This window comes from Desulfosarcina variabilis str. Montpellier (genome assembly GCF_048565275.1).
GTDB classification, from domain to species: Bacteria; Desulfobacterota; Desulfobacteria; order Desulfobacterales; family Desulfosarcinaceae; genus Desulfosarcina; species Desulfosarcina variabilis.
Window position 1 is genome coordinate 7516499 of record NZ_CP159846.1, and the last position, 24952, is coordinate 7541450.

Consider the following 24952-nt stretch of genomic DNA (forward strand, 5'->3'; position numbering starts at 1 on the left):
TGACTTTTTCAAAGAAATGGCAATCAGTTTTGGCATTTACTTTGCTCAAGGAAGTTAGCAGAAAATTGATCATGGAACTAAAACACAAAGTAAACTAAAAATGTGGATGAAAGGAGTAACCCATGAAAACCAACACCATTCGTACCGCAATGATCAGTCTGATTACAGTGGGCCTCGTGGCCATGGGCACCGTTGCCTTTGCCGGCAAAGGGATGGGCTATCGCAGTGATGAAAACACTTCAGGGGGCTACGGCTATCACCAGCGCAACGCAGATTGCCCTTATGGTCGCCAGGCAGCCAATCTGACGGATGAGCAGAAAAAACAACTGGATGCCGAACGCCAGGCGTTTTTCGAAGCCACCAAGACCCAGCGTCAGGATCTGCGTGCCAAACGCCTGGAACTGCGCGCCGAAATCGCCAAACGCAGTCCGGATATGAAAAAAGCCTCAAGTTTACAAAAAGAGGTTTCTGACTTGCAGGCCCAACTGGACCAAAAACGGCTGACGCACATTATGAAAATGCGTGAAATCAACCCTGATGCGGGCATGGGATTCTTCGGAGACGGCCACGGCCGGAGAGGCCACGGACCGAGGCACGGCAAGGGATGTGGTCCCGGTAACTACCGCTAATTGGTATCGCTATCGAACTTGACGGTCTGCCATGTGTCAGGGATACGTCCCTGGCACATGGCATTTTGGAAACCTGCCGGTCCGGTCACAGATCGGCATGCTAACTGTCCGTTTGCCAGAAGATGCCGCCGACATAGGTCACTGTATTTTGACCATTATTATAACTCATTCCATTTTCCGCCATCATTTTCATGACATCAATGCCATAGGCTTCAACAGAAAAAATGGCGTCTTCAGGATGCTTGCAGGGTTGTTGTTCCGGATAAGAACAGTGCTTGCATAACTGGCAGGCACCGGCGCCCAGCGTCAGAAACCGTAGGTCGGGCGCCAGCGATTCAATTTTTTTCTTCAGCTTGAGAATTCTTGTCTGGAAGTCTTTCACACCGGCGACCATGCCTTCCCAGTCAAAACTGCTTTCCAGGGCATATACCTTGTCGACAACCATCAACCGGTTGTAATTGGAAAGTTGCAACCGCAGTTTGTCGAGAGAATCAATGGCCGGCGGGCAGGTCCAGCTTCTCCCGAAATATCCACACGCGTTTTGTTCACACATTGCCCTGACGTGATCATCGATCGGAACGGTTGACGGATCAATGGTTTTTGCATGGTCAAAAAAGTCCTGGGTCAATTGATAAAAAGGCTCAGCGTTCAATCGTACTCTCCTTCTGCGCTTAACTTCAGATAGTGCTCGATAAAGGGGCCAATCAGCGGGTTATCATTTTCCGGATGATGCCACAGGCTGATGGTGAGATAGCATTGCGAATCAGCAATATCGATGCATTTCACATTGGCGGAAATCGTTGCCTCTTTCAGATGGCCCGGCATGAGCATGACCCCCATGTCCGGTTTCATCTTCAACACGGCTTCCTCAATCGTATTGACTGTCATTATGGTCTGGGGCTCATACCCGACCTGACGGCAAAAATCATGCTGATATTCGACCATGGCACCACTGTAATACCCTTGAATAGAGATAAACCGTTCATCTTTCAAATCGATGAGGTGCAGGCTTTTCCGGGATGCCAGGGGATGTTCCCGATGCATTATAACGGTCAGGGGTTCCCTGAACGCATCGTGAAATATCAGCCTTTCGGAATTGGGGGAATCAACCCTGGGAAGGATGGCCAGATCCGCTTGCTTGGCCAGCAGTGCATCGATGATGGCCTCCGGATAGGCGGGCAGATATTTGAGTTTGACCTGGGGATGGGATGCCTCGAACCCACTGACCATATCGCTCAGATATCTGTTGATCCCGAAATACGGAACACCGATATGAAGCTGTTGGGCGCCACCGTGGAGCACCTTTTCACACAAGGCATCATAGTCGTCTACAATCCTTTTGATCCCATCCAGAAATTGCGTGCCGGCCTGGGTCAGCCGAACACCGTGGGTGTCCCTTTCCAAAAGTGTTACGCCCACTTCTTTTTCAAGTGTGGCAATATGCCGGCTCAACCCCGGCTGAGTCATGTTGAGCAGTTCAGATGCCACTGAAAAGTTCAGATATTTTGCTAAGGTAATGAATTCTCTGAAATAATCGATTTTCATGGGTGCACCCTGAACAAAATGGTCCTTAAGGGCCACGGTAAAAACCAGCCTGACATTCCCGACCGTGATAGTTATTCAAAAAATGCATAACCCTGCTGAATTTATTATTTCCGTCTAATGCAAAAATGTGCGTTTATGCAGTCTTATATATGACTATATGATTAGTACTAAACAACAACGGGGGAAGTCAAATGATAATTATCGGTGAAAAGATCAACGGCGCCATTCCGTCTGTGGCAAAGGCAATTGCCGACAAGGACGAAGCGTTTATCAAAGAACTCGCCAAAAGTCAGTCAGAAGCCGGCGCGGCCTATATCGACGTATGCGCCTCAGTGGACTCAGCCATTGAACTGGAAACGATGAAGTGGCTTATCGATCTGGTCCAGGACGTTACCGACACGCCGATCGCCATCGACAGCCCCGACGCCCAGGTGTGCGCCAAGGCTATCGAATTTTGCAATAAACCCGGGCTTGTCAACTCCGTCTCCATGGAAGGAAACAAGATCGATCTCGTTTTTCCGATAATCGCGGAGAGCAAATGGGAATGTATCGCGCTGTTGTGCGACGATACCGGCATCCCCCAAACCGGAGAAAAGCGTCTTGAGGTGTTTGCCGCCATCATGGAAAAGGCCAAGGCTTTCAATATCGATCCGTCCCGCCTGCATATCGATCCATTGGTTGAAATGCTTTGCACCGCTGAAGACGGCATCAACACTGTCCTGGAAGTGATGCGGGAAGTCAAGCGGCAGTATCCCACGATTCATGTGACCGGAGGCGCCAGCAATATTTCGTTCAACCTGCCGGCCCGCAAATTCGTCAACCAGGCGTTTCTGGTGCTTTCCATGGGCGCGGGAATGGACAGCGCCATCATCAATCCGCTTCACAAGCATATGATGGGACTGATCTACGCCACGGAAGCCTTAAAGGGAAATGACGAATACTGCATGGAATACATAGGCGGCTACCGCGAAGGGCTTTACGGCCCTGTTAAATAATCTGCCATAATCGTTTTAACTTAAAAAGGGGGGACCCATGTCAAAAATTGATGATGTAAAAGCAAATGTCGAAAAAGGAAAAACAAAAATCGTACCCGGCCTCGTCCAGGAAGCGCTGGATGAAGGCAGCAACCCTGTCGAGATTCTTGATGCAATGGTCTCGGCCATGGGGATTGTCGGTGATAAGTTTTCCGCCAATGAAATTTTTGTCCCTGAAATGCTGATGGCCGCAAAGGCTATGGCCAAAGGGGTGGACGTGCTAAAACCCCTTCTGGCCGGAGAAGGCGGCGCATCGCTGGGAACCTGCGTTATCGGAACGGTTCAGGGTGACTTGCACGACATCGGGAAGAATCTTGTGGCCATGATGATCGAAAGCGCCGGGTTCACCATGGTTGACCTGGGTGTGGATGTCTCTGCTGAAAAGTTCATCGATGCCGTCAAAACCAATGAAAATGTGAAGCTTGTCGCTTGCTCGGGGCTGCTGACGACCACCATGCCGGCGTTGAAGGAAACGGTCAAAACCCTTAAAGGATCCGGTCTGAACGGGTTCAAGGTGCTGGTCGGCGGCGCACCGGTCACCGCTCAATTCGCGGCGGAGATCGGTGCGGACGGCTATGCCCCCGATGCCGGCAGCGCTGCCATCAAGGCCAAGGAACTCGTCGCCGCAGCTTAAGCAGCACAACACCACCACAGGGAGAAAATAAGCCATGTTGACTAAAAAACAAAATCTGTTGGAAACCATCAAAGGCGGAAGCCCGGACCGGTTCGTCAATCAATATGAATTCATGGATGTCGCCATTTTCCTTCCCGGATTCAAATACCCGCTGGCGCCCGGCCAGACGGTAAAGGATGACTGGGGGATCACGTTTACCTTTCCCGAAGATCAGATCGGCGCCTTTCCCATTCACGATGACACGCACAAGGTGCTCAAGGACATTACCCAGTGGCGCGAGCAGGTCAAGGCGCCCAGTCTCGACTTCAAAGACGAGGAATGGGCTCCCGCCATCGAGCAGGCCAGCAAGGTGAACCGTGAGGAACAGTTTCTGGCGGCAGGCCAAATGCCCGGCATTTTTGAAATGACCCATCATCTGATGGGCATGGAGGATGCCCTGATGGCGCTGTATGAAGAGCCTGAAGAGATGCACGGCCTGATTGCCCTGCTCAAGGACTATGAGTTGAGAAGAGCTGAACAGATCATTGACCGGCTCCATCCGGATGCGCTGTTCCATCACGACGACTGGGGCGGACAGTCATCGACCTTCCTTTCTCCGGACATGTACGCGGACTTCTTTCTCGAACCGTACAAAGAGATCTACAAGTTCTGGAAAGACAATGGGGTCGAGCTGATCGTGCATCACAGCGATTCCTATGCCGCAACCTACGTCCCGCTCATGATCGAAATGGGCATCGATATCTGGCAGGGCGCAATGAGCACCAATAACATCCCCGCGCTGATCGAGCAGTACGGCAAGCAAATCACCTTTATGGGGGGGCTGGACAGTGGCGCCATCGATTTTCCTGAATGGAAACCTGAAATTTGTGCCGAGCATGTCAGAAAAGCCTGCCAGAGCTGCGGTAAGCACTATTTTATTCCCTGTCTGACCCAGGGATTGGGGTTTAGCTCTTTTCCCGGCGTCTACGATGAAGTGAGCAAGCAAATCGATATCATTAGTAAAGAGATGTACTGATTGATGGACTGTAACTGGATGTAATTTTGTCGACTGTCGGCAACCTCCTCACCACCGGGTGCACGGGTAACGTGCCCGGTGGTGTTTTTTTGGGATGTCGGATTTCATCGGCAGCGGCAGGGTAACCGCATGTCACTCAGGTTTATCGGTATCTCTATCGGCATGGGGATGGACATTATTTGGATTACCCAAGCGATTCATATGCGATTGCCCTGGGTGGTAATCTAATCCGGTTTGACTTCACGTTAACGCTTCTGGTAAAGGTGCAGGCTGATAATTAATGAAGGCCTCGTTTTGCGAACCATGAATCAGTTGGATCAGCGACCCTATTTTTTCGATGCGGGCATTCGTTTCACCTGCCGGCGGTGTGGTGCCTGTTGCACCGGCGCGCCTGGGATCGTGCGCGTCAGCGCAAAGGAGACCGAAGCAATCGCCGTGCATTTGGGCGAGCCATTGTCCCGGGTAATCGAAACCTATCTGACCGTCTGGGAAGACGGTTATCGGATCAAGGAAGCAGATGACGGCCGTTGTCTGTTTTTTGGGGACGGCTGCCGCATTTATCCTGTTCGCCCCACCCAGTGCCGTACATTTCCCTTTTGGTTCCGGAACCTGCGCTCCGAAGCGCGCTGGAAAGCCATTCAAAAGGAATGCCCGGGGATCGGCAGCGGACAGTTTTATTCCAAAGCGGATATCCTGACCCTGCTTTTCGATGAAATACCCTAAAAATGGGTTTAACAACGCAAAGGGGTAAAGTGGGCGCATCCAAAAAATCAAAAAAGCGCGGTATCATTGCCTGGCCGCCGTTGATCAAGGGCACGCTGATCAAGCGCTACAAACGCTTTTTGGCCGATATCCGTCTGGACGATGGCCAAATCGTTACCGCCCATTGCCCCAATTCGGGAAGCATGAAGGCCTGCTGCCAGCCCGGCCAGGCGGTCTATGTGTCCTATCATGACAATCCCAAGCGCAAGCTCAACTATACCTGGGAACTGATCCACATGCCGACATCTCTGGTGGGCGTCAATACCCAGATCCCCAACCGCCTCACGGCCCATGCCATCCAGACCGGTGATGTGGATGAACTGAGCGGCTATCAGACGGTCAGACGCGAAATCAGAGCCGGTGAAAACTCGCGTATCGATATTCTGCTCGAAGACCCGGGTCGTCGTCCCTGCTATGTTGAGGTAAAAAACTGCACCCTGGTGGAAGACGGTCTGGCCACGTTTCCCGATGCGGTAACGACCCGTGGTCAGAAACATTTGGAAACCTTGCAGGATCTGGTGGCCACCGGTTGCCGCTGCGTCATGTTTTACCTGATCCAGCGCATGGATGCCGATCGGTTCGCGCCGGCCGATCACATCGATCCCGACTATGGGACAAAATTACGCCGCGCCGCCAAAAACGGCGTGGAAATATTGGCCTATGATGTACTGATTGATTTTGAAGGAATCCGCCTGAACACAAAATTGCCCATTGATTTGCGTTTTTCAGTTTGAAATCTTTACGTTTTTAAATTATCATGGCTCCAACATAACGGTAACATGAATTCGTATCTACAGATCTTCCCTTAAAAGCCACCTTAAAAAAAAATGAGGCGCAGCAATGAACAGCGATGCCCTCGGTACAGGTCAAGAGAGTCATACAGTTCTTTTGGTAGACGATGAAATAATGGTCATCGAGGTTGGGGAGGCCATCCTCGGACGGCTGGGCCATACGGTCATTACCGCCATGAGTGGTGAAGAGGCATTGGCAAAATTCAAAACACACCGCCAAGAAATCGGCTGTGTGGTACTTGACCTGACGATGCCCGGCATGGATGGCAAGGAAATTTATCAGCGGTTACGCAAGTTAAGCCCTGACCTACCAATTATTATTGCCAGTGGTCTGGCCGTTGATCAGGTCATCTCCGAATTCGGCGATATTGACATTCAGCCGACATCAATCATTCAGAAACCCTACCAGATTGCCAGTCTGTCCGGCAAAATCCAGGAAATATTCAACGGATATAAATAATGCACTAACTAAAGGTCAAATTTGGCCTTAATTTTAAACACATGCGTGGCCGGTAAATTGAGGATTCGTCGGACACCTGTTTTTTCGGCAATCGCAGCCAGGTTGTCACGGATGATGGTCATGGATGGCGAAATAAAGGTAAACCACACGTTAAATGCATTTTCCCTGAGATAATTGTGGGTCACACCGGGGAACGTGTTCACCGTGCGGGCAAATAGATCCAGTTTTTCCTCGGGAACCTGAGCGGCGCACAAGGTGCTGACAAACCCCACCTTTCCGGGGACAAAATTCCCTCCGATACGCCTGATGATACCGGCGTCCTTGAGTCGTGACACACGGGTCAGGACTTCTTTTTCCGTACTTCCCAGTTCATCGGCGATGGTGGCAAATGGCCGGGAAGTCAGGGGAAAACGGGTTTGGATACGATTGAGAATGGCTTTGTCCAGCGTGTTCATATCGATGGTCATGTCAGATAAGTCCCTTTCCTTTGCGCTTCATTGCCACACAAACGGCACTCAATTCAGATTATAGCGTGTGGTTTTATACTTTTCCATAACTGTGCAGGCCTGGCAACAAATTCACACCAAAATAGGTAAACAGGACCGCTGCAAATCCCAGAATCGAAAGAAAAGCGATCTGTTTTCCTTCCCAGCCACGCATCAGCCGGGCATGAAGCAGGGCCGCGTAAACAAACCAGGTGATCAAAGACCAGGTTTCTTTGGGATCCCACGACCAATAGCTACCCCAGGCTGAATTGGCCCATACGGACCCGGTAATGATGCCCACGGTAAGGAAAAGAAAACCAAACAGAACCATCCGTTGCGTAAGCTCATCCAATACCCCGAGCTTGGGAATATGACCGATCATGCCGGTGCTTTTTTCCGGATTTCTGGCCTTGACCAAATACATGAGGCTCATCCCAAAAGCCACGGCAAAAGCCGCATACCCGAAAAAACAGGTGGCCACATGGGCAATCAGCCAATTGCTTTTCAGGGCCGGCACCAGGGGTTGGATGCGGTCGTTGATGTTGGGTGACATGCTGGCATAGGCCATGGACAAAAAAGCAATGGGGGTGACAAAGGCGCCAATCAGGGCATTTTTGTACTTTAGCTCTAAAAAAAGGTAAATCACCCCGGCGGTCCAGGAAAAAAAGACCAGGGATTCATACAAATTGGACAGGGGCGCATGACCGATCCCCATCTGATAGGATTCCACCCAGCGCAATAGAATGCCCACGGTGGTCACGCCCACCGCTGCCGCCACGATCCAACGGGCCGGCATCGTCAGCTTGGGCTTGGCAAAAATGAGTGCTGCCAGATAAAAAAAGGCAGCCAAGGCAAAAACGAAGGTTGCAATGGAAAGCAGTTGTGAACTGGTCATGGATATTATTGCGCTCCTTTGTTTGGTTAATCCGAAACACCTATTATCCGGGTGATTGGATCCGTTGGCTTAGTGTTCGGCGATGCGCTCAAAAAGCCGATCGATGGTATTTTTCATGGCCAATTTGTTTCGATTTGATATCCCGGCAACGGTCACCCGGCTGTTTTTGGATAGTGATTCAATAACGATCCCGACCTGTTGGTGGGAAAGGTAAAAGGTCACGAAACAACCGGCGATCATCAGAATGAATCCGCTATAGACCAGCCACACACCCGGATCCCGGGTAACCTGAAGCCCGGTATAATAACGTTCCGGTGAAGGTTGCGCGGCCGCGGCAGCGTCTTGACCCTGGCCGGCCACGGAAATAATGACCTCCCCCCCGCGCATTTTATCGAAATTGGCAAACTTCAACGGAAGCAGCACCTCCACGGGACTGCCCTCGAGTGGGGTCAGGATTCCTTTCAAGGCCGCGCCTACATCCATGCCCCTGAACTTGGCCGCGGGATCAAAGGCCATGATCACAAATTTGCCCATGCCTTCGGGGATATCCACAGGTACACCGACCTTGGCCTCGGCGGAATACCCCATTCCCGAGTCCCGACTGGTAAAGGTCAAGTTGTATGTCTCGGCCGGGCCCGTATTCGGCGTTTGCGGCCGGGCCATTGTTCCAGGCGGCAGCTTACCATAGCTGGACTGAAAAATATTGATCCCCCGGTAGCGCAGTGGGTCGTTGACGATGATGTCTTTTTGTTTGACCGCGTTTTCCCCTTCCAGGATGGTCAAGGTGGACCGGTATTCCTTGGGCGCCCCATTGTCGTACAAGGTCAACTGGAAGTCATCACAGCGGATTTGAAAATCCAGACGATGAATCGCGCCTGTGTTACGGATACGAATGGTATCCGTGGCCTCCCCTTCGGCAAGGTTGACAAACCCCTCAAAACCAAACAGGGAGCCAACCAGCCCGCCGATCAATAAAAAAATGACGCTAAGGTGAACCACATAGACCCCCAGGCGGGACAACCGCCCTTTTTCAGCATAGACGAGGGTCGCCTCATCGGACCGGAAAACGTTCACATAACTGAACCGGCGGGCCAGCATCGGCTGAGCGATTTTGATCAGTTCCTCTGCACTGCGTTTATCATTATGTTTGCGGGCATCCGGGTGGTTGATAAATCGGGCAGGTTTGGCATTGGGCCGGCGGTTGAAGATCAGTTTCCAACTTGCCTTAAGCCGGTCCACGGAACAAATGATGATATTGGCGGTCAACAGCAGCAATAGCCCCTGAAACCACCAGGCGTGATACATGTCGAAAATGCCGAGAATACTGAGCAGTTGGTATCGAAACATGCCGTAGGCATTGAGGTACGCCTCCGGATTTTGATTCTGGGGAATCACTGTTCCAATAATGGATGTGGTCGCCAATGAAAGCAGCAACACGATGGTCAATTTGACCGAGCAAAAGAATTTCCACAGGGGATTAGCGCTCTTCAATCAAAACTCCTTCTGGTGGTCTGATCGCCAATCAATCGATGGGCGATTTTGAAATCACTCCATTTGCAACCCGCACAACCATCGACGGTGGCCGCCGGTGATCCGAAAACCATGGCCGCCCACCACTTCGGGGATCATCATCGATAAGTTATAAATTGATAAAATAATGCGCCATCGCGCCATGACAAGCAGAAAGGAATGTTATTCAAACAAAAAATATGCGATTTGAAGCCGTCAACGATCTTTAATGAGACAATACTCTTAAGATAAAATATAACTATTTGTTAATTAATAAATATAATTCAAGAAAAAAGAGTTGTTTTTCATTTCCCCGAACGTTTCTCTATACAAGGCCTAAAATTTGTGTTATGTGTTACGCAAATTATGGGATTCGGGTTGTTGACCCACTAAACGTCTATTCGGGTAGGAAAAGGCGCTTTTTTTGGCAACCAGTTATGTTCAACCTAACACATATGCCAGGAAGAACACGATGGAAAATTTTCAGACCCTGTTGGAAGGTTCGGCCAAGGCTCACGGGCATCTGTGCCCCGGGCAGGTGGTTGGTGTACGCATGGCAATGCTCGGCTGTCAGCTGATCGGCCTGGACACCCCCCGTGAGTTGCCCCAAATCAAAAAACTGATTATCTATGTTGAGATCGATCGGTGTGCGACCGATGCGATTGCGTTTGTGACCGGTGTCAAACTGGGACGCAGGTCCCTGAAGTTTGTGGACAACGGCATTATGGCGGCCACCTTCGTCAACCTGGAGACCGGCAAGGCATTTCGCATTGTTTCCACCGAGGCATCCAGGGATCTGGTCGATCAATATGCACCGACCGTCATGGACAAACGGCAGCGACAGATCCAGGCCTATATCAACATGCCCGACGACGTGCTGTTCACCGTCGATCAGGTGTATGTTGACGTGCCGGTTCATGATATGCCCGGACCGACTCGGTTCAAGGCGCAATGCGCCGAGTGCGGCATTATCGTCAGGGACAAGAAAGAGGTGTTGGTGGGCGACCGCGTCCTCTGCCGCGCCTGTGCTCATGGCGCCTATTATCACCCCCTAAAATCACATGCGCAGTTAAAAATCGCCTAACCTGTGTTCATCCGGAAACAGGTCATTTCGGGATGAACACGAAGACTAATCAACAAGAAAAGGATACCACCATGCGTCAGTCTGACCAGGCCCGCCAGGAAAATGGCGGCATGACCAAGATCAAAGTCGAAGAAGCCGTTGGCACCCGCCTGGCCCACGATATCACCGAGGTTCGTCCCGGTGAATACAAAGGACCGTCTTTCAGAAAAGGGCACGAGGTTCAGCAGACGGATGTTTGCCACCTGATGCGACTGGGCAAACGCCACCTGTATATCCTTGACCTGAACGAAGACCAGGTCCACGAAGATGATGCCGTGGTGGAACTGGCATCGGCCCTGGCCGGCCCCGGCGTCACGTTCAGCGGTACGCCCAAGGAAGGCAAGCTGCAGCTCAAGGCCGCCTACACGGGATTGCTTAAGGTCAACACCGATGCGCTGGTGGCGTTCAACATGATCCCCGATGTCATGTGTGCCTCCATGCACAACAACATGCCGGTAACAGAAGGGCAAATTGTGGCCGGTACCCGGGCCATCCCCCTGGTCATCGACCGCAGCGTGCTGGACCGTGCCGTCGCGCAGGCCAATGAGCACGCACCGATATTCAGCGTCAAAGCCTACCAACGCAAAAAAATCCGCCTGCTGATCACCGGTAATGAGGTTTACGATGGTCTGATCGAGGATCGTTTCGAGGCCATCGTCAAAGGCAAGGTCACCGCGCTGGGCGCCGAATTGCTGGAAACCATGATTCTTCCCGATGATCCGGAACGAATCGCCGACGCCGTGCGCCGTTTCGCAGAAGATGACACGGATATGGTGATCACCACCGGCGGCATGTCGGTTGACCCGGACGATGTTACCCGTCACGGTATCCGCATGGCCGGTGTGGACAAGCTGTACTACGGTGCGGCCGTGCTTCCCGGTGCCATGTTCCAGGTGGCGTACAAGGGCAATATGCCCATCGTGGGGATTCCGGCCTGCGGGCTCTACCATCAGACCACCATTTTCGATCTGGTGCTGCCCCGCCTCTTGGCCGGTGAGACGATTGATGATCAGGATCTGGCCCGTTTTGCCGTGGGCGGACTGTGTCTGGATTGTAAGGTGTGCCGGTATCCGGCCTGTTCCATGGGCAAAACCGGCTTTTAATGATCCTGAACCAAAAGTTATTTGAATCCGTTTGCACTGCCGCCGTCCGGGTTACTGTTGATCAGGTAATGATCGGTCTGGGGTACACGGCCGTAAGCCTGTCGGATGGCGGCATTGGCATTGCAGCGACCGGCGTGGCCATAGATGGCAGCCACTCGGGGAATATGGATGTGGTTGACTATGAGGGCCGGCCGGCCGTCGACCTGTTGGAAGGCATACGAATGCCTGATCCCATGCTGCGCACCATGGCGCTGGCCCTGATCAATGCCCTGAGCCAGCCCCGTGCCCTAACACTGCCCGAGGATACCAGAAACCGGATTTTATTCGACCGCTTCGGTATCCTTGACGGCGCACGGGTGGCCATGGTCGGCTATTTTCCCCCGCTGGTGCGTTTTTTGGAAAAAAAGCAAATCCCCTTGTCGGTGATCGACGACACCAGGGGAATTGGTGACAAAAAGACCTTTTATCGTCAACTCGGCGATTGGGCCCAGGTGCTCATTTTGACGGCCACCAGCATTGTCAACGGTACCATGGAAGAGATTCTCTGCCATGCCGGCCCCGGGCTTGAAACCGTTGTTCTGGGCCCCTCAACCCCCATGCTCCCCCAAGCGTTCGCCCATCTACCGGTTCATATGCTGGCCGGTAGCGCCGTCATGGATCGTGAAGGCGCCCTGAAAGCCGTCCGTCATGGTGGCGGCACCCGCGCGCTCAAGCCCTTCACTCGAAAGGTGTATTGGTGTTTCGAAAAGGCAAGCTGAAAAACCATAATAACCGTCACCAAATACCGTCGGAAAAATTCTGCTCACTGGCAGTGTAATTTTTAAATCGAAAAGCCCAATAGACTCTGAAAAATTATCTGCGAACAATCCTTTCCGCTTATCCGGAGGCTTGACAAGCATATAATTTAGGATAATATCTGCACAAGGAGGCAGATAATATATACGCACTACTTTAAATATCAACGATGAAGCCTTAGCAGCGGCTATTGCCTGTGCACCGGAGCTGACAAAAACAGAAATTATCAATGAAGCGCTGCGAAGATTCGTCCGTGCCAAACACCGCAAGGAACTTCTTCTTTTACGAGGCAAGGTCAAATGGGAGGGAAATCTGGATGACCTCAGAAAACGCTCATGATAGTATTAGTGGACACATCTGTTTGGATTGATTTTTTCAACGATTATCAAATGCTGCTTGATCGTCAGAAGCCTACCGCCGGATGAATCTATGGGTTAACTTGCCCCAATACTGGTTTTAATCTATCGACATCGAAATGTTCTCTACATCGCCGGTAGGCGTATGGACAATCAGCTGATACGCATCAATGGCGGTGTCGGACAGAAGATCGTATATGCCAAAGTAGCCCAGCGAGGAAACGGGGATACCGTTTATGGAAATCATCTCATCTCCTGCGCTAAGCCCGGTTTGCCACGCGAAGCTGCCCTCGACAACGTAAACGATTTCAGTGGCGTCCTTAATGTTGACCTGGAGTCCCACTCGCTGCAGGCCGCTTTCCCTGATATGATTGCGGTCAGGATAGCGATCAAGCTTGACTGCGTTTTCAGAAAACCTGAAGACCGTCAGATATTCTCTGAAGAAAGTGCCGCCAACCGCGGGCCAGCTTCCAATCTGGACGATCACTTCATCCGGGCAAGCCGTACCGACACAGTACCGTTTTATCGGCATATACACAGCGATCTCTGAAGCGTCAAAACCAAAGACAACGGATTTAAAGAGAACTTCCGGATTCTGGCTCAACGCGTCAAGCATTGGGGCGGTTATCCGTGTATAGGCTGCGCCGGTATCAAGAAGCGTGGCCGCTTCTTGAGGCATACTCTCGATTGATACAGATGAAAAAGGCCTGTTGGACTGGTACTCGATGGGAATCACGACAGGATCGGAGAAATCCTTTTCAAGGCAGTCGCAAAAATAGATGGCTTCGCCCCGGTAATCCAGCGTCAGATCAAAATTCTCAAGCAGATCCATCCCGATGATGCCGTTGAAGTACCCCTGCCTGGACTGAGTGAATCCCGAATCAGACGACTGTGCCGTGAAGTTATAAAAACAAACATCGTTCTCCAGACAGAGGCTATTGATGGGTACCGTCCCCCCTGAATTGCCGAATATGTCTGCCGGCACCCAGGTTTTTGAAGCGCCCGTATCGACCAGCATGTCAAGTTCCACGGTGCCATTCACGACGGCACGAACGACAAAAAGGGTGCCATGCACAAGCCTGGCATCAACGGGCGACTGAATATCGCCGGTTGAAATATCAAGCGCCTGGTCACCATCCCCACCGCCTTCGCAACCCCACAGAAAAAGCACGGACAATAAGCATACAGCGGCTGTTGAACACCGGACACGAAACATTGAAATCACCTTGGCGCGCTTCGCAAACGATTTTTTTTGGCGTCTTGGGCCATCACCACTGCGGCTGCAGGGAGCGGATGAAGGCAACTTCTCCGCAGTATCGTGAAATTGTGGGACGATGAACCTGAAACGGATTTTCAGGTGGCGAAAAAATGGAATGCGCATTGCCGGCATCGAGCTGACGCCTTGATTCCGACAGTTCCGCTGCAATGCGATCCTTTTTGGAACGCGGCAGTTTCAGCGGCATGCCATCAAAAAAAGACGCCCAGTCTTTTACGCCGGCCGCCCAGACCCCCTGTTCCGTTTTCGGTCCCACACCGGGGATGTGGATAAACGTATGTTGAAGCATGGATGGATTCTTATCTGATCTCATCAAAAAATAAAAGGGGCTGCGTATGAAGAGATCAACGCTGGTTTGGAGCCAGTTAAAGGTATTTTGGCTATTTCCTTCTCCTTGACCTCCCCTTCCTTTGCTGTATCGCCTGGACAACCATTTCAGTGGCCTGTTCAATACCAAAAAATGAGCTCTGGATGGTCAGGTTGTAATTATCGACCTGTCCCCATTCTCTACCCGTATAGTGGCGGCAATAATTAGATCGTTTTCGATCTGAAGCTTCCATCATTTTCAGGGCTTCATCCGGCTCGACCTGGTATCTTTGCATAACCCGCTGCTCACGGAATTTGATGAACCAGCCGAACAGCAGCACTACTGGAATTTGGACCAGCTGAATCCATTGATACTCTTTCTGCAGCAGCAGTATTTGCAGGACAATGAGAAGGACGTATAGGATTATGGTTGTCTGCCCCAGCGTTAAGGGAAACCTGAGGCTGTATACATAGGGGACACTGGAAATAGGTGAAACCCCCAGGTTGGCTTTTACAGATAGATCAACGCCGACCGCCATGATAAACAGGCCGCCGACAAACAATAGCGTTCGTTGTAATAATGCATCCTTCATAAATAAAAAACGAACAGAATCCATATGGAGAATTTTTCCTCTACATCCGGGAGTTGCCCGGCAGGACGGCCGGACTGAGATCAGGCGAGCTGTTGACACACCGGATGCACCCGGCTGTGTCAACGCCCCCATGACGGGTCAAGCTTAGTACCGACGGGCGTAGGCCGGCTGGACGACGGTCCGCTGGATCTGGTTCTGCCAGGGCATGGGCTGCCGCACCTTGTAGATATGGTGCAGCCGGTTCTGAAATTTCAGGCGCTTGTAGATTTCGACCCAGGCACAAGGGATGTCCTCGCTGACCTCGCAGCTACCGTCGTTGGTTCCGCCGCAGGGGCCATTGAAGATGGATTTGGCGCAGCGGGTCACCGGGCACACCCCGCCGGTGTAACCGATCACGCATTCGCCGCAGGCCCGGCACTTCTCCTCATAAACACCGATTTCGCGGTCGATGCCAATGGCAACCGTATTGACCGCGGGGAAAACCGGTGTCCCAGCAAAGCGCTCGGCCAGAAGCTGCGTGCCGGCCCCGCAAGCCATGGAGATGAAGCAGTCGTACTGATCCACCAAGCGGTCCAGCTCATCCAGATAGTTGAGGTTGCACTGACGTTCCACCATGTAGGCATCGATGTGTTTTTTCACGGCCTTTGATTTGAAGTGCCCTTTCAGATCACCGTTTAAGACCTGCACCTCTTTTTGTCCGCCTGCCAGGCAGACGGAAACACACCCGCCGCAACCGATATTCAATATGCTCGAATATTCTTCAATGGCGTCGGCGATCTCCTCGATCGGCTTTTGCGTGGCTTTGATCATGACTCGAATCTCCTTTAATAACAAATTGAAGCGGCAACGGTTTCAGGAATGTGTTGACTTGAAAAAAAGATTAACGCCGGTGACACTCCCCGCAGAGTTCCGGTGCCGTGGCCTGGCCCGACGTGCGCATCTGACGATGGCAGCCCAGGCACTGCTGATGAAAGGCGTCTTTCAGATTAACGACAGTATTCCCGGCATGACAGGCGGCACACCGGATCGCCGGGTCGGTCTCTTCCAGCATATCCGCATCGAGCGTATTTTGGCCGTTAACATAATCATGGTGGCAGCTCAGGCAGTCAACCATCTGCATGTGCATTTCATGGGGGAAAACAACGGCCGGCCGCTTGTTTTTCGCAAAGACTTCCGGATTGTCAAGGATCAGCGGTTCTTCATCGGCCCAGCCCCGGGGCGTTACAAGCATCAGCATCAGGCACAGGAAGAACAGCACGGAAAACGACTTGAGCAACATTGCCATGAAAAAATCCCTTACTCTTGGTCATACTGCCGGAACACATTTTGTGTGCGGCAGATTTTTCGCCCCAGCGCGATCATGGCCGGGATATCGATACCAAAGGGGCAATAGCAGCGCGTACACAGCACGCAGCGGTTCCAGACGATGTCACCGATCTCCTCCAGACACTGACGGCTGACCTTGCCCTTTCGCCTGTACAGGATCCCGATGGAATTGATGAACTTATGCGAAGGGATATATTCCGGTGCCCTGCCCCGGGTGGTGTAAAGAAAGCAGCTTTCGGCGCACAAACTGCAATGGGCGCACACCTTGAGCCACAATTTCATTTTATCTTTTTCGTCATCCATGATCGCGCAGATCGCCGCGACATCAACGGATGGATCGTTTTTTTTGAACATGGTCGCCTCCGGCAAGGGTCAATTTAAAATCATCGGCCATCTGCGATGGGGCTGGTCATCGAAGGAACGCCTGTGCGCCCATACCCGGCTGCCCTGTCCCAAGGTATGCTCGTTTACAATCAGGAAACGGTTCAGGAAAAAGAAGATCATATGCGTCAGCTTGGTAAACGGAATGGCCATGATCATCAATTCCCCGGACAGCATGTGGATGATCATCAACGTCCGGTAGTCCAGGCCCAGCAGCTGATGATAGGCCAGAAAACCACTGAGAAACGGCACCGTAGCCAGGGCCAGCACAACGTAGTCGTATACCGATGAAAGGGCGCGAACCCGGGCAAGGAAAAGGCGCCGCAAAAGAAAAAAGAGACAGCACAGCAAAACCGTTACGGTCAGTGCGTCGGACAGTGCATCTGGAATCGACGGCAGTGCCATGCCAACAGCATTGGCGATGAGCGCGTTGTGGCCCAACAGAAAAAGCGGAACAATCAGAAGGCAGAGATGAAAAACGGCACTGACCGCGATGGGAAACGGATGAACGGCGATAAGGGAGTACTTCAGCTGCTGGCGCATCGCCGGCAGACGAAGCGTCAAAGGGCGCCGCGGCTTGTCTTCCACCCGGCGTGGGGATGAAGACAACACCCCGGGGCCGGCTTTGCGCGTCAGGGTGTAAAACCGGACGATCTGAAACCCGGTCCCCAGCAAAAAGACAAGTAAAGAGACCCAAACCATGGGGCCCAAGACAATTGCGTACACAAAAATCTCCTTTATGCACCAATAACCGCTAACAAGGAAAACGGCGGCCCAGGCGCCCTCGGCGGAGCGCCCAGACTTCACAACCAGAATGGGTTTTCCCGACCCCATGGTGATGGTTCGGGCAATGTCCATGAAACCACTAGCATTGGAAATATTTTCCAGGTACATCAGGATAAAGTCAGTCAATCGGTCGTCTTTGAGGGAGGACAACAAGTCGATTTCATTGACATCGGCCCGATTTCCAAAACTGAGAAATTTCGAGAAGCCCACATTCTGGCCAGCCGCTGATTTCTGGTAAAAGCAATGGCCGTGCCATGATTAAAAATTTTATATTTTTATTTTATTTCAGACAGTTAAAAGACAAGCAGACAACAATGGGAGGTGGACCCGAGGATAAAACAGGATTAACCTGCTGAAAATTATAGAATAAAATGCTTTTAGGAGTAGTCAGGGAAAATCCACCCGATGGGGCAAGGTTGCCCCAGGACAGACAGACAACAATAAATATGTAGACATTTCGGTATAATAAAAAATGGGGCAAAATTGGTACAAGATGGGTCTATTCAATTCTGTAGTGTTTTATCTTTCGCAAAAACGACACCAAAGGGCGGCTTAACAAAAAGTGTCCGTTTTTTCTTGACCACAACTGTGTATCGGACTTTACAATAGATACCAATGTCAAACTGACTTGCGGGTGGTCTGGCGGTCACGCCAGGACAAGGCCGCAGCGACATCGAAACCGTTCCCTTAAGGCACATGGGATAGTGGACAGGTGCTGTGTGGGAGCGTGAAAGATCGCGAGGTACCGATGGCGGCGATGAATACAGCGATTGCCCAGATCGTTCAGGCCGATCAGTTGGCTCGCCAGAATGTGACTGCAGCCCGGGATGATGCAGCAAAGATCAGGGCTGACGCACAACAACAAGCCAAAACCCTTGCGACAGCCCAAAAAGCGAACCTCACGGAGGCGGTCTCCGGTGAAGTGCAATCCATTCTAGCTGAAGCCCAATCCAGGGCACAACAGATCCGATCGGAAACGGATGCGTATTTGGAGCGATTGCGCTCCTGCAAAGAAGAACGCCTTGATGAGCTTCTTACCCGGCTTGTCAAAAAGGTAATCGGCCGATGATTTCCCGGGTTTTCAAATATTCCTTTGTGCAGGCATGGGCCAGGACCATGAAGGGGAGTCTTTTGACTGCCGAAGACCGGTACTTCCTCCAGAATATGCTGACCCAGGCCGATTTCTTACGATACCTATCCGGCACGGCCTATGGCGATCTTCTGGAGCCCCTTTCCGGGGCAAAGATGTCGGAAGCCGTGTTTTCATCGGCCCTGTATGATCACTTTTTCAGTCAAACGGCCCGGTTGCTGCGGACCCTGCCCAAGGATGGCAAACAGCTGTTGACCCGCTTGCTGCTGCGTTACGACGCCGAGAATTTGAAAGCCATTCTTCGGGGTATCCGGCGAGGGCTTTCCCCGGCGCAGATCACGCCACTGCTGTATCCGCTCGGGGCCCTCTCCCAACTCCCCGTCGAATCACTGTTGCAGGCCGACCGGATTTCCACCGCGCTTGATAGGTTGTCTGCCACGGTATTTTATGGTCCGCTCATGCAGGCGCTGGCGCAGTCCAACGTGCAGCAAAGACTTTTCCCACTGGAAATCGCCATCGATCACACCGCTTTCGCGCATCTGCGGGCCGACGTGAAGGCGCTGAGCGGACTCGACCGGCGCAAAGCCCGGGATCTGATCGGTGCCCTGGTGGATGCCACCAACCTGTCATGGCTGGTCCGATTCCGTCACGTGTATGCGATCTCTGCCGAAGAGTGTATCAATTATCTGCTGGCCGGCGGCGCCCACCTGACCATCCGGGATCTCGGCAGACTTGCCCGGGCGCCCGATCTTCGAACCTTTCGGGAATCCATGCCGGCGTCATTAGGGGCGACATTTGTCGCGGTTGTAAATTGGGAACAAATCCAATGGGTCGTGGAACACTGGTTTATCGACAAACTCCACAGCGTATTTACCAGCGATCCATTCCAGATCGGATTGCCCCTATCGTACCATCTTTTGAAAGAGATTGAAGTAAAGTTCCTGGAATGTCATTTTTCTTGGCTGGCATTGGGTGACCCATCGGATACGTCTGGGGTCCCCGTGCGCATGCCAGGATGAGGCTGCGACCATGTTCAGGTCTGAAAAACTGGTAAAAATCACCATCCAGACACCGGAGCAGTTCATTTCTTCCGTCACCGGCGTGATTGCCAGGCTGAACTTGTTGCACTTGATCCGCATTGACGAAACCCACCTCGGCCGTCTCGGGTATGTGGCTGAAACCGACGGTGTTCTGCTCAAAGAATTCGAAGTGTTGATTCATGAGATTGAAACCTTGCTGGACTTGATCAATGTGCCTTGCGATGACGTACCATTGAATGAAGACGTCGTGCCGGAGAAAGCCATCTTTAAAATACGCGAGGGTTTCCAAAAGATCCGGTCGGTGGTGACGACCGATCTGGGTGAGCTGGCAACGGCCAAAGCCGGCCTGCAGGAGAAGAAAACCTTGCTCGACCGACTCCGCATTCTACCCGACGCGCTTGATTTCTCACCGCTTAACCAATGCCACTATGTTCAGTGGCGGATCGGCCTGATTCCCGCTCTGGGATTCGAAAAGCTGGAAGAGAGCCTTTCAGGGCACCATCATGCCCTGATCGAACTGGGAAGCCTGCAGGACCGGGCCGTGATCATGATCGCCGGCCTGAAGAAAGATGGGGAGGCGCTCATGCGCGGGTTACAGGGCGCGTTCTTCGAGCCCGTGGAATTGCCCGCAGGGACGTCGGGGACCGTGAGTGCCGCAGTCGCCGACCTTGAATCCGATATCAATCGATTGCAGGAAAAGATTGACGGCCTTTCCGGGCAACAGCAGATGTACCAGCGTCAATTCAAAACCGATCTTCTGATCATGCGGTCCACCTCCGTGCTCGCCCGGCAGTTGCTTGCGGCGCGCCGCCTTTTCGGTAAAATCGACACGAGCTTTCTCATCTCGGGCTGGATTCCGGATCGGCGCTACACCCTTCTGGAGGCGGACCTGAACCGGGTGACAGACGGGCAGATCGTCATCGAAAAGGTGGACCCGGAAGATCTGCGCCAAGTGCGTGAAGGCATTGTCACCATTCCGATCCTATTCAATAATCCCATGCTCATCCGCCCGTTTGAAAAACTCACCAGCCTTTATGGCACGCCTTTATACCGGGAAGTCGAACCCACGATCTTTTTTGCCCTGAGCTTTTTGCTTCTGTTTGGCATGATGTTCGGTGATGTGGGCCAGGGCGGCGTGCTTTTCCTATTGGGGTATTTTCTCTTCCGGCGCTCATACCGGTACTTGGACGTTGGGATCATTCTCATGGAATGCGGCGTCAGCGCAGCGATCTTCGGCCTGCTCTATGGAAGTCTTTTCGGGCTTGAGGGTATCATTCCGGCACTATGGTTCAGGCCCATGGACAACATTGCCTACTTCATCAAGGTCACCTTGTCCCTGGGGGTGGCGGTGGTCAGTCTGGGATTGGTTCTCAATCTGATCAACGCCATGCGGCTCAAAGAATACGACCGTCTGCTCAGCGCCGGCGGTCTTGCCGGCGCCATGCTCTACTGGATGGCGGCCGGTCTCGGCCTGAAGTATTTGCTCACCGGCCAGGTGGCACCAGTGGAATTGCGGGTCCTGGGATGGGCGGCGACGATACTCATGATGGTAATGATCCTGCATGGCCCATTGTACCGGCTTATCGTCAAACGCGAACATCCAAAAAGAATCGTCGCCCAGTCTGGATTCGTGACCGGCATTATCGAATCGGTAGTGGAGGTTTTTGATGATCTGTTGCGTTTTGTGACCAATACCGTTTCATTTTTGCGGGTGGCCGCCTTTGCACTTGCCCATGCCGCCCTGTTTACGGCCGTCTTTTCCATTGCCAGGGTTGTGGGGCAGGAAAAGGAAGCGGGATTGTCCTATTGGATGGTCGTTGCCCTGGGAAACATCATCATCATTGTTCTGGAGGGGCTGGTGGTGTCGATTCAGACCGTGCGGCTGGAATACTATGAATTTTTCGGCAAGTTTTTCCGCGGCGGGGGCAAGGTCTTCAGCGCCTTGGACAAGGAAATCAAACCGTTTGAAAAAAAGCCGTAATGAAAGCCCGGATCGATGGTGAAAGGAGCTTTTCATGGAACGCCTTAAAATACTTTGGATGACTTGGTGTGGGGTACTGGCGCCGGCTTTGGCCGTGGCGCAAGAGACGGTAGCCAAAACTCACGCCGAAACGGGGATGGGCTATCTTTCGGCGGCCATCGCCGTCGGGGCATCGACCCTGGGAGCCGGTTTGGCGGTGGCGGTTGTGGGTGCCGCCGCCATGGGCGCCATTGGAGAGAAACCGGAACTGGTCGGCCGCGCCCTGATCTTTATTGGACTTGCCGAGGGCATCGCAATCTATGGTTTGATTATCGCCCTGATGATCCTGCAAAAGCTATGAAAATCCATGTGATCGCCGATAGGGACACGGTGCTCGCCTTTCGTCTGGCAGGCGTGGAGGGGCACGTTGTTCACGTCGCCGCCGAGGTGAGCGAGCGGGTTGACCAGCTTTGCCGGGAGGAAACCGGATTGATCCTGATTACCGAAGGTCTGTTTGATGAAAATCGTGAGCGGCTCGAGCCCATCATGCTTGCGCCGGGCGGCACGCTCATCTTGCCCATCCCCGCGTTCAAGGGCCCCATGCCCCGCAAGGCTGGATCCACGGATCGTATTGCGGCGTTTTTAAGGAGGTAGGACCATGCCCATCTGGGGACACGTCGCGCTTTTGTGTCGGGCCATCGCCGACGAAGGCCGGCAGGATGCCGAACAGATCCTTACAAAGGCCAGGCAGGATGCCGCCGAGGTGATCACCGCGGCCCGGGATGCGGCGGACAAGGCGTATCAACAGGAAATACGATCGGCGAAAAGTAAGGCGTATGCCGATGCCAAACAGCGCGTGGATCACGCCGAACTCGAGGCCCGCAGGGCCATCATGGCCTTTCGGGAACGGATCATCCAAACGGTCCTGGACACGCTCGATCAGCGCTTGCAGGACTTTCGCAAGGCGCCGGATTACGCGGCGTTTCTGCGCCTTGCGCTAAAGGAAGGGATCGACCATTTGCCCGGCAACCAGTTCATCGTCGAGGTGAACGATACGGAGGTGGACCTGCTGCACGGTGAAATTGAAAAACAGATGGGCGAGGAATCCTTGCAGATCGAGGTAAAGGCTGCCCCCGATTGCAACGGCGGCCTGCGCATCACCACGCGGGACCGACGTCTGCGCTATGACAACAGCTTCGCCGCACGGCGCCAACGCAGCGAAAATGACATCCGCCGGGAAATCTGGAGCGTGATCTTTGGAACGGAATCAACACCCACCTAAGGCGGCCGTTATCACCGCCATCAACGGACCGGTTATCAAGGTCAAGCACGCGGCTGCGTTTTCCATGAACGAGATGGTGCTCATCGGTCCGGAACACCTGCTCGGCGAAGTGGTGCGCCTGGTCCAGGACCAGGCCACGATCCAGGTCTATGATGACACCACCGGATTGAAACCGGGGCTCCCCGTCCATGGTCAGGGCCTGCCGTTATACGTGGAACTGGGGCCGGGGCTGGTCGGCCGCATTTTTGACGGCACCCAGCGGCCGCTCAGCGGGATTTCTCAACCCACGGACGTATCCGTGCACCGGGGCAGGGCCAGGGCCGCCCTTGAACGCCACAAGGCATGGTCGTTTACGCCGCTGGCCGCTGCCGGGAGCACGGTTGAACCGGGACAGGTCATCGGGGAAGTCATGGAGACAAGCGCCACCATCCATCGCATCCTGATTCCGCCCAACTGCAGCGGGCGGATCATTGAGATCGTCCCGCAAGGTTCTTACGCGATCGAGGAGCGCATCGCTCTGGTTGAGGACGCCCAGGGCACCGCGCACAAAATCAAGCTGTTCCACCCATGGCCGGTCAGGCAGAACCGGCCCTATGGGCAGCGCATGCCTGCCGGCGAGCCGCTCTTTACCGGCCTGCGGGTGATCGATTTTTTCTTCCCCCTGGCCAAAGGGGGAACCGCCGCCATTCCCGGGGGCTTCGGCACGGGCAAGACCATCACCCAGCACCAGCTTTCCAAATGGGCCGATGCCGACATCATCGTCTACATCGGGTGCGGGGAGCGGGGCAACGAGATGGCCGGCGTTCTGGAAGATTTTCCCCGGCTGCTGGATCCGCGTAGCGGGCGGCCGCTCATCGAGCGCACCGTACTGATTGCCAACACGTCCGACATGCCCGTGGCCGCCAGGGAAGCCAGCATCTACACCGGCATTACCATCGCCGAATACTACCGGGACATGGGCCACCACGTCGCCCTGATGGCCGACTCCACCAGCCGCTGGGCGGAAGCGCTCCGTGAAATATCGGGCCGGTTGGAGGAGATGCCGGCCGAAGAGGGGTTTCCTGCCTATCTGGCCTCAAGGCTGGCGGAGTTCTACGAACGGGCCGGCGCGGTCCGGACGCTGGGTGGCGCAACGGGGTCGGTATCGGTTATCGGCGCCGTGTCTCCGCCGGGGGGCGATTTTTCCGAGCCGGTGACGCAGCAGACCAGGCGCTTTGTGAGCACCTTCTGGGCCCTCGACAAGGAATTTGCCAGTGCCCGCTACTTTCCGGCCATCAATTATCTGACCAGTTACAGTGCCTACGTCCCTTTTGTGGCCACGTGGTGGCAGGCAAAGGCGGGACTTGACTGGCTGGACATGCGCGATCAATGCATGGCCATTTTAAAGGAAGAGGCGCGGCTGCAGAACATTGTCAAGCTGATCGGAGAAGATGCCCTGCCCGAAGATCAAAAGGCCACATATTACGGCGCGGCGCTGATCAAAGAGGATTTTCTGCAGCAAAGCGCCTATGATCCCATCGACACCCATTGCCCGGCAGAAAAACAGGTCCTGATGCTTCAGATCATTCTCGATTTTATTTCCCGGATGCGCCAAGCCGTGACCTATCGTATTCCGATCTACCGAATCATGGCGCTACCGGTCGTGGAGGAGCTGCATCGTATGAAGACTGCGTATAAAGGAGACGACCCCCTGCCCTTCGAGGCCATCGGCAAACGCCTCGACGAACAATTCGAGGGTCTTTTGAAAAAAGAATTGTAGCCACCCGCATCCAGGAG

Annotated in this window: 29 protein-coding genes and 1 pseudogene; 18 read left to right on the plus strand and 12 right to left on the minus strand. The window is 53.2% G+C overall.

Annotated features, from left to right (window positions below):
- Nucleotides 1-122 precede the first annotated feature (122 nt).
- Nucleotides 123-629 carry a Spy/CpxP family protein refolding chaperone gene (locus tag Dvar_RS33885; protein WP_419657546.1) on the plus strand — a complete coding sequence of 169 codons (507 nt, stop codon included), beginning with the start codon at nt 123-125 and terminating at the stop codon, nt 627-629.
- A 100-nt stretch (nt 630-729) separates the two neighbouring features.
- Here the strand turns inward: Dvar_RS33885 and Dvar_RS33890 are convergent, their stop codons facing one another.
- The gene (locus Dvar_RS33890; RefSeq protein ID WP_419657547.1) at nt 730-1281 is read right to left on the minus strand and encodes a DUF2284 domain-containing protein; all 552 of its coding nucleotides are present in this window, start codon (nt 1279-1281) and stop codon (nt 730-732) included.
- The gene (locus tag Dvar_RS33895; RefSeq protein WP_419657548.1) at nt 1278-2174 is read right to left on the minus strand and encodes a LysR family transcriptional regulator; all 897 of its coding nucleotides are present in this window, start codon (nt 2172-2174) and stop codon (nt 1278-1280) included. The genes Dvar_RS33890 and Dvar_RS33895 overlap by 4 nt, the downstream gene beginning before the upstream one ends.
- A 191-nt stretch (nt 2175-2365) precedes the next feature.
- On the opposite strand from Dvar_RS33895, the gene Dvar_RS33900 reads away from it, so the two are divergent.
- The 6 genes from Dvar_RS33900 (at nt 2366) to Dvar_RS33925 (ending at nt 6870) form a co-directional block, all read left to right on the plus strand.
- Nucleotides 2366-3169 (plus strand): methyltetrahydrofolate cobalamin methyltransferase, encoded by an 804-nt coding sequence (locus Dvar_RS33900; protein ID WP_419657549.1) that lies wholly within the window; start codon nt 2366-2368, stop codon nt 3167-3169.
- Between the two features lie 37 nt (nt 3170-3206).
- Nucleotides 3207-3842, plus strand: coding sequence for a corrinoid protein (locus Dvar_RS33905; protein WP_419657550.1), 636 nt, complete (start codon nt 3207-3209; stop codon nt 3840-3842).
- Between the two features lie 34 nt (nt 3843-3876).
- Nucleotides 3877-4857, plus strand: coding sequence for a uroporphyrinogen decarboxylase family protein (locus Dvar_RS33910; RefSeq protein ID WP_419657551.1), 981 nt, complete (start codon nt 3877-3879; stop codon nt 4855-4857).
- Between the two features lie 303 nt (nt 4858-5160).
- On the plus strand, nt 5161-5580 hold the full coding sequence (locus Dvar_RS33915) for a YkgJ family cysteine cluster protein (protein ID WP_419664202.1): 420 nt from the start codon (nt 5161-5163) through the stop codon (nt 5578-5580).
- 29 nt (nt 5581-5609) lie between these two features.
- Nucleotides 5610-6353 (plus strand): DNA/RNA nuclease SfsA, encoded by a 744-nt coding sequence (sfsA, locus tag Dvar_RS33920; RefSeq protein ID WP_419657552.1) that lies wholly within the window; start codon nt 5610-5612, stop codon nt 6351-6353.
- Between the two features lie 106 nt (nt 6354-6459).
- Nucleotides 6460-6870, plus strand: coding sequence for a response regulator (locus Dvar_RS33925; RefSeq protein WP_419657553.1), 411 nt, complete (start codon nt 6460-6462; stop codon nt 6868-6870).
- Nucleotides 6871-6878: 8 nt separating this feature from the next.
- On the opposite strand, the gene Dvar_RS33930 is transcribed toward Dvar_RS33925, so the two are convergent.
- The 3 genes from Dvar_RS33930 to resB all read right to left on the minus strand — a co-directional run bounded on the left by Dvar_RS33930 (nt 6879) and on the right by resB (nt 9741).
- Nucleotides 6879-7337: an AsnC family transcriptional regulator gene (locus Dvar_RS33930; protein WP_419657554.1), complete on the minus strand. Its 459-nt coding sequence runs from the start codon at nt 7335-7337 to the stop codon at nt 6879-6881.
- Nucleotides 7338-7410: 73 nt separating this feature from the next.
- Nucleotides 7411-8250: a c-type cytochrome biogenesis protein CcsB gene (ccsB, locus tag Dvar_RS33935; protein WP_419657555.1), complete on the minus strand. Its 840-nt coding sequence runs from the start codon at nt 8248-8250 to the stop codon at nt 7411-7413.
- Nucleotides 8251-8319: 69 nt separating this feature from the next.
- A complete protein-coding gene (resB, locus tag Dvar_RS33940; protein ID WP_419657556.1) occupies nt 8320-9741 on the minus strand; it encodes a cytochrome c biogenesis protein ResB in 1422 nt (473 codons plus the stop codon).
- 490 nt (nt 9742-10231) lie between these two features.
- Here resB and Dvar_RS33945 point away from each other — a divergent pair, with 490 nt between their 5' ends.
- The 4 genes from Dvar_RS33945 (at nt 10232) to Dvar_RS33960 (ending at nt 13119) form a co-directional block, all read left to right on the plus strand.
- Nucleotides 10232-10843, plus strand: coding sequence for an FmdE family protein (locus tag Dvar_RS33945; protein WP_419657557.1), 612 nt, complete (start codon nt 10232-10234; stop codon nt 10841-10843).
- 32 nt (nt 10844-10875) lie between these two features.
- On the plus strand, nt 10876-11985 hold the full coding sequence (locus Dvar_RS33950) for a molybdopterin-binding protein (protein WP_419657558.1): 1110 nt from the start codon (nt 10876-10878) through the stop codon (nt 11983-11985).
- Nucleotides 11985-12743, plus strand: coding sequence for a Rossmann-like domain-containing protein (locus tag Dvar_RS33955; RefSeq protein WP_419657559.1), 759 nt, complete (start codon nt 11985-11987; stop codon nt 12741-12743). The genes Dvar_RS33950 and Dvar_RS33955 overlap by 1 nt, the downstream gene beginning before the upstream one ends.
- Before the next feature lie 181 nt (nt 12744-12924).
- Nucleotides 12925-13119 (plus strand): type II toxin-antitoxin system VapB family antitoxin, encoded by a 195-nt coding sequence (locus Dvar_RS33960; protein ID WP_419664203.1) that lies wholly within the window; start codon nt 12925-12927, stop codon nt 13117-13119.
- A gap of 117 nt (nt 13120-13236) precedes the next feature.
- On the opposite strand, the gene Dvar_RS33965 is transcribed toward Dvar_RS33960, so the two are convergent.
- From Dvar_RS33965 to Dvar_RS33995, 7 genes and pseudogenes are all read right to left on the minus strand, one after another.
- A complete protein-coding gene (locus Dvar_RS33965) occupies nt 13237-14352 on the minus strand; it encodes a hypothetical protein (protein WP_419657560.1) in 1116 nt (371 codons plus the stop codon).
- Between the two features lie 52 nt (nt 14353-14404).
- Nucleotides 14405-14701, minus strand: a complete 297-nt coding sequence (locus Dvar_RS33970) for a hypothetical protein (protein WP_419657561.1) — start codon at nt 14699-14701, stop codon at nt 14405-14407.
- A gap of 91 nt (nt 14702-14792) precedes the next feature.
- A complete protein-coding gene (locus Dvar_RS33975) occupies nt 14793-15335 on the minus strand; it encodes a DUF6198 family protein (RefSeq protein WP_419657562.1) in 543 nt (180 codons plus the stop codon).
- A 120-nt stretch (nt 15336-15455) separates the two neighbouring features.
- Nucleotides 15456-16121, minus strand: a complete 666-nt coding sequence (locus Dvar_RS33980) for a methylenetetrahydrofolate reductase C-terminal domain-containing protein (protein WP_419657563.1) — start codon at nt 16119-16121, stop codon at nt 15456-15458.
- 70 nt (nt 16122-16191) lie between these two features.
- Nucleotides 16192-16596, minus strand: a complete 405-nt coding sequence (locus Dvar_RS33985) for a cytochrome c3 family protein (protein WP_419657564.1) — start codon at nt 16594-16596, stop codon at nt 16192-16194.
- Between the two features lie 11 nt (nt 16597-16607).
- Nucleotides 16608-16991 (minus strand): 4Fe-4S dicluster domain-containing protein, encoded by a 384-nt coding sequence (locus tag Dvar_RS33990; protein ID WP_419657565.1) that lies wholly within the window; start codon nt 16989-16991, stop codon nt 16608-16610.
- Nucleotides 16992-17009: 18 nt separating this feature from the next.
- Nucleotides 17010-18020, minus strand: a pseudogene (locus Dvar_RS33995) (hypothetical protein); the annotation flags it as partial.
- A gap of 511 nt (nt 18021-18531) precedes the next feature.
- On the opposite strand from Dvar_RS33995, the gene Dvar_RS34000 reads away from it, so the two are divergent.
- The 7 genes from Dvar_RS34000 to Dvar_RS34030 are packed head-to-tail and all read left to right on the plus strand — an operon-like array spanning nt 18532 to nt 24935.
- Nucleotides 18532-18873, plus strand: a complete 342-nt coding sequence (locus Dvar_RS34000; RefSeq protein ID WP_419657566.1) for a hypothetical protein — start codon at nt 18532-18534, stop codon at nt 18871-18873.
- Nucleotides 18870-19913: a V-type ATPase subunit gene (locus tag Dvar_RS34005; protein ID WP_419657567.1), complete on the plus strand. Its 1044-nt coding sequence runs from the start codon at nt 18870-18872 to the stop codon at nt 19911-19913. Before Dvar_RS34000 ends, Dvar_RS34005 begins: the two co-directional genes overlap by 4 nt.
- Nucleotides 19914-19923: 10 nt before the next feature.
- Nucleotides 19924-21915, plus strand: a complete 1992-nt coding sequence (locus Dvar_RS34010) for a V-type ATP synthase subunit I (protein ID WP_419657568.1) — start codon at nt 19924-19926, stop codon at nt 21913-21915.
- A gap of 34 nt (nt 21916-21949) precedes the next feature.
- A complete protein-coding gene (locus tag Dvar_RS34015) occupies nt 21950-22255 on the plus strand; it encodes an ATP synthase subunit C (RefSeq protein WP_419657569.1) in 306 nt (101 codons plus the stop codon).
- Nucleotides 22252-22548, plus strand: coding sequence for a V-type ATP synthase subunit F (locus Dvar_RS34020; RefSeq protein ID WP_419657570.1), 297 nt, complete (start codon nt 22252-22254; stop codon nt 22546-22548). Before Dvar_RS34015 ends, Dvar_RS34020 begins: the two co-directional genes overlap by 4 nt.
- A 4-nt stretch (nt 22549-22552) precedes the next feature.
- The gene (locus Dvar_RS34025) at nt 22553-23176 is read left to right on the plus strand and encodes a V-type ATP synthase subunit E (RefSeq protein WP_419657571.1); all 624 of its coding nucleotides are present in this window, start codon (nt 22553-22555) and stop codon (nt 23174-23176) included.
- Complete coding sequence (locus tag Dvar_RS34030) at nt 23151-24935, plus strand: V-type ATP synthase subunit A (RefSeq protein WP_419657572.1); 1785 nt, start codon at nt 23151-23153, stop codon at nt 24933-24935. The genes Dvar_RS34025 and Dvar_RS34030 overlap by 26 nt, the downstream gene beginning before the upstream one ends.
- The last annotated feature ends 17 nt before the right edge of the window (nt 24936-24952 follow it).

Coding starts and splice junctions, on each gene's coding strand:
- Dvar_RS33885 (WP_419657546.1), top strand. CDS start 123: ATGAAAACCAACACCATTCGTACCGCAATGATCAGTCTGATTACAGTG.
- Dvar_RS33895 (WP_419657548.1), bottom strand. CDS start 2,174: ATGAAAATCGATTATTTCAGAGAATTCATTACCTTAGCAAAATATCTG.
- Dvar_RS33900 (WP_419657549.1), top strand. CDS start 2,366: ATGATAATTATCGGTGAAAAGATCAACGGCGCCATTCCGTCTGTGGCA.
- Dvar_RS33905 (WP_419657550.1), top strand. CDS start 3,207: ATGTCAAAAATTGATGATGTAAAAGCAAATGTCGAAAAAGGAAAAACA.
- Dvar_RS33910 (WP_419657551.1), top strand. CDS start 3,877: ATGTTGACTAAAAAACAAAATCTGTTGGAAACCATCAAAGGCGGAAGC.
- Dvar_RS33915 (WP_419664202.1), top strand. CDS start 5,161: ATGAATCAGTTGGATCAGCGACCCTATTTTTTCGATGCGGGCATTCGT.
- Dvar_RS33925 (WP_419657553.1), top strand. CDS start 6,460: ATGAACAGCGATGCCCTCGGTACAGGTCAAGAGAGTCATACAGTTCTT.
- Dvar_RS33930 (WP_419657554.1), bottom strand. CDS start 7,337: ATGACCATCGATATGAACACGCTGGACAAAGCCATTCTCAATCGTATC.
- ccsB (WP_419657555.1), bottom strand. CDS start 8,250: ATGACCAGTTCACAACTGCTTTCCATTGCAACCTTCGTTTTTGCCTTG.
- Dvar_RS33945 (WP_419657557.1), top strand. CDS start 10,232: ATGGAAAATTTTCAGACCCTGTTGGAAGGTTCGGCCAAGGCTCACGGG.
- Dvar_RS33950 (WP_419657558.1), top strand. CDS start 10,876: ATGAACACGAAGACTAATCAACAAGAAAAGGATACCACCATGCGTCAG.
- Dvar_RS33955 (WP_419657559.1), top strand. CDS start 11,985: ATGATCCTGAACCAAAAGTTATTTGAATCCGTTTGCACTGCCGCCGTC.
- Dvar_RS33965 (WP_419657560.1), bottom strand. CDS start 14,352: ATGTTTCGTGTCCGGTGTTCAACAGCCGCTGTATGCTTATTGTCCGTG.
- Dvar_RS33970 (WP_419657561.1), bottom strand. CDS start 14,701: ATGCTTCAACATACGTTTATCCACATCCCCGGTGTGGGACCGAAAACG.
- Dvar_RS33975 (WP_419657562.1), bottom strand. CDS start 15,335: ATGGATTCTGTTCGTTTTTTATTTATGAAGGATGCATTATTACAACGA.
- Dvar_RS33980 (WP_419657563.1), bottom strand. CDS start 16,121: ATGATCAAAGCCACGCAAAAGCCGATCGAGGAGATCGCCGACGCCATT.
- Dvar_RS33985 (WP_419657564.1), bottom strand. CDS start 16,596: ATGGCAATGTTGCTCAAGTCGTTTTCCGTGCTGTTCTTCCTGTGCCTG.
- Dvar_RS33990 (WP_419657565.1), bottom strand. CDS start 16,991: ATGTTCAAAAAAAACGATCCATCCGTTGATGTCGCGGCGATCTGCGCG.
- Dvar_RS34005 (WP_419657567.1), top strand. CDS start 18,870: ATGATTTCCCGGGTTTTCAAATATTCCTTTGTGCAGGCATGGGCCAGG.
- Dvar_RS34010 (WP_419657568.1), top strand. CDS start 19,924: ATGTTCAGGTCTGAAAAACTGGTAAAAATCACCATCCAGACACCGGAG.
- Dvar_RS34015 (WP_419657569.1), top strand. CDS start 21,950: ATGGAACGCCTTAAAATACTTTGGATGACTTGGTGTGGGGTACTGGCG.
- Dvar_RS34020 (WP_419657570.1), top strand. CDS start 22,252: ATGAAAATCCATGTGATCGCCGATAGGGACACGGTGCTCGCCTTTCGT.
- Dvar_RS34025 (WP_419657571.1), top strand. CDS start 22,553: ATGCCCATCTGGGGACACGTCGCGCTTTTGTGTCGGGCCATCGCCGAC.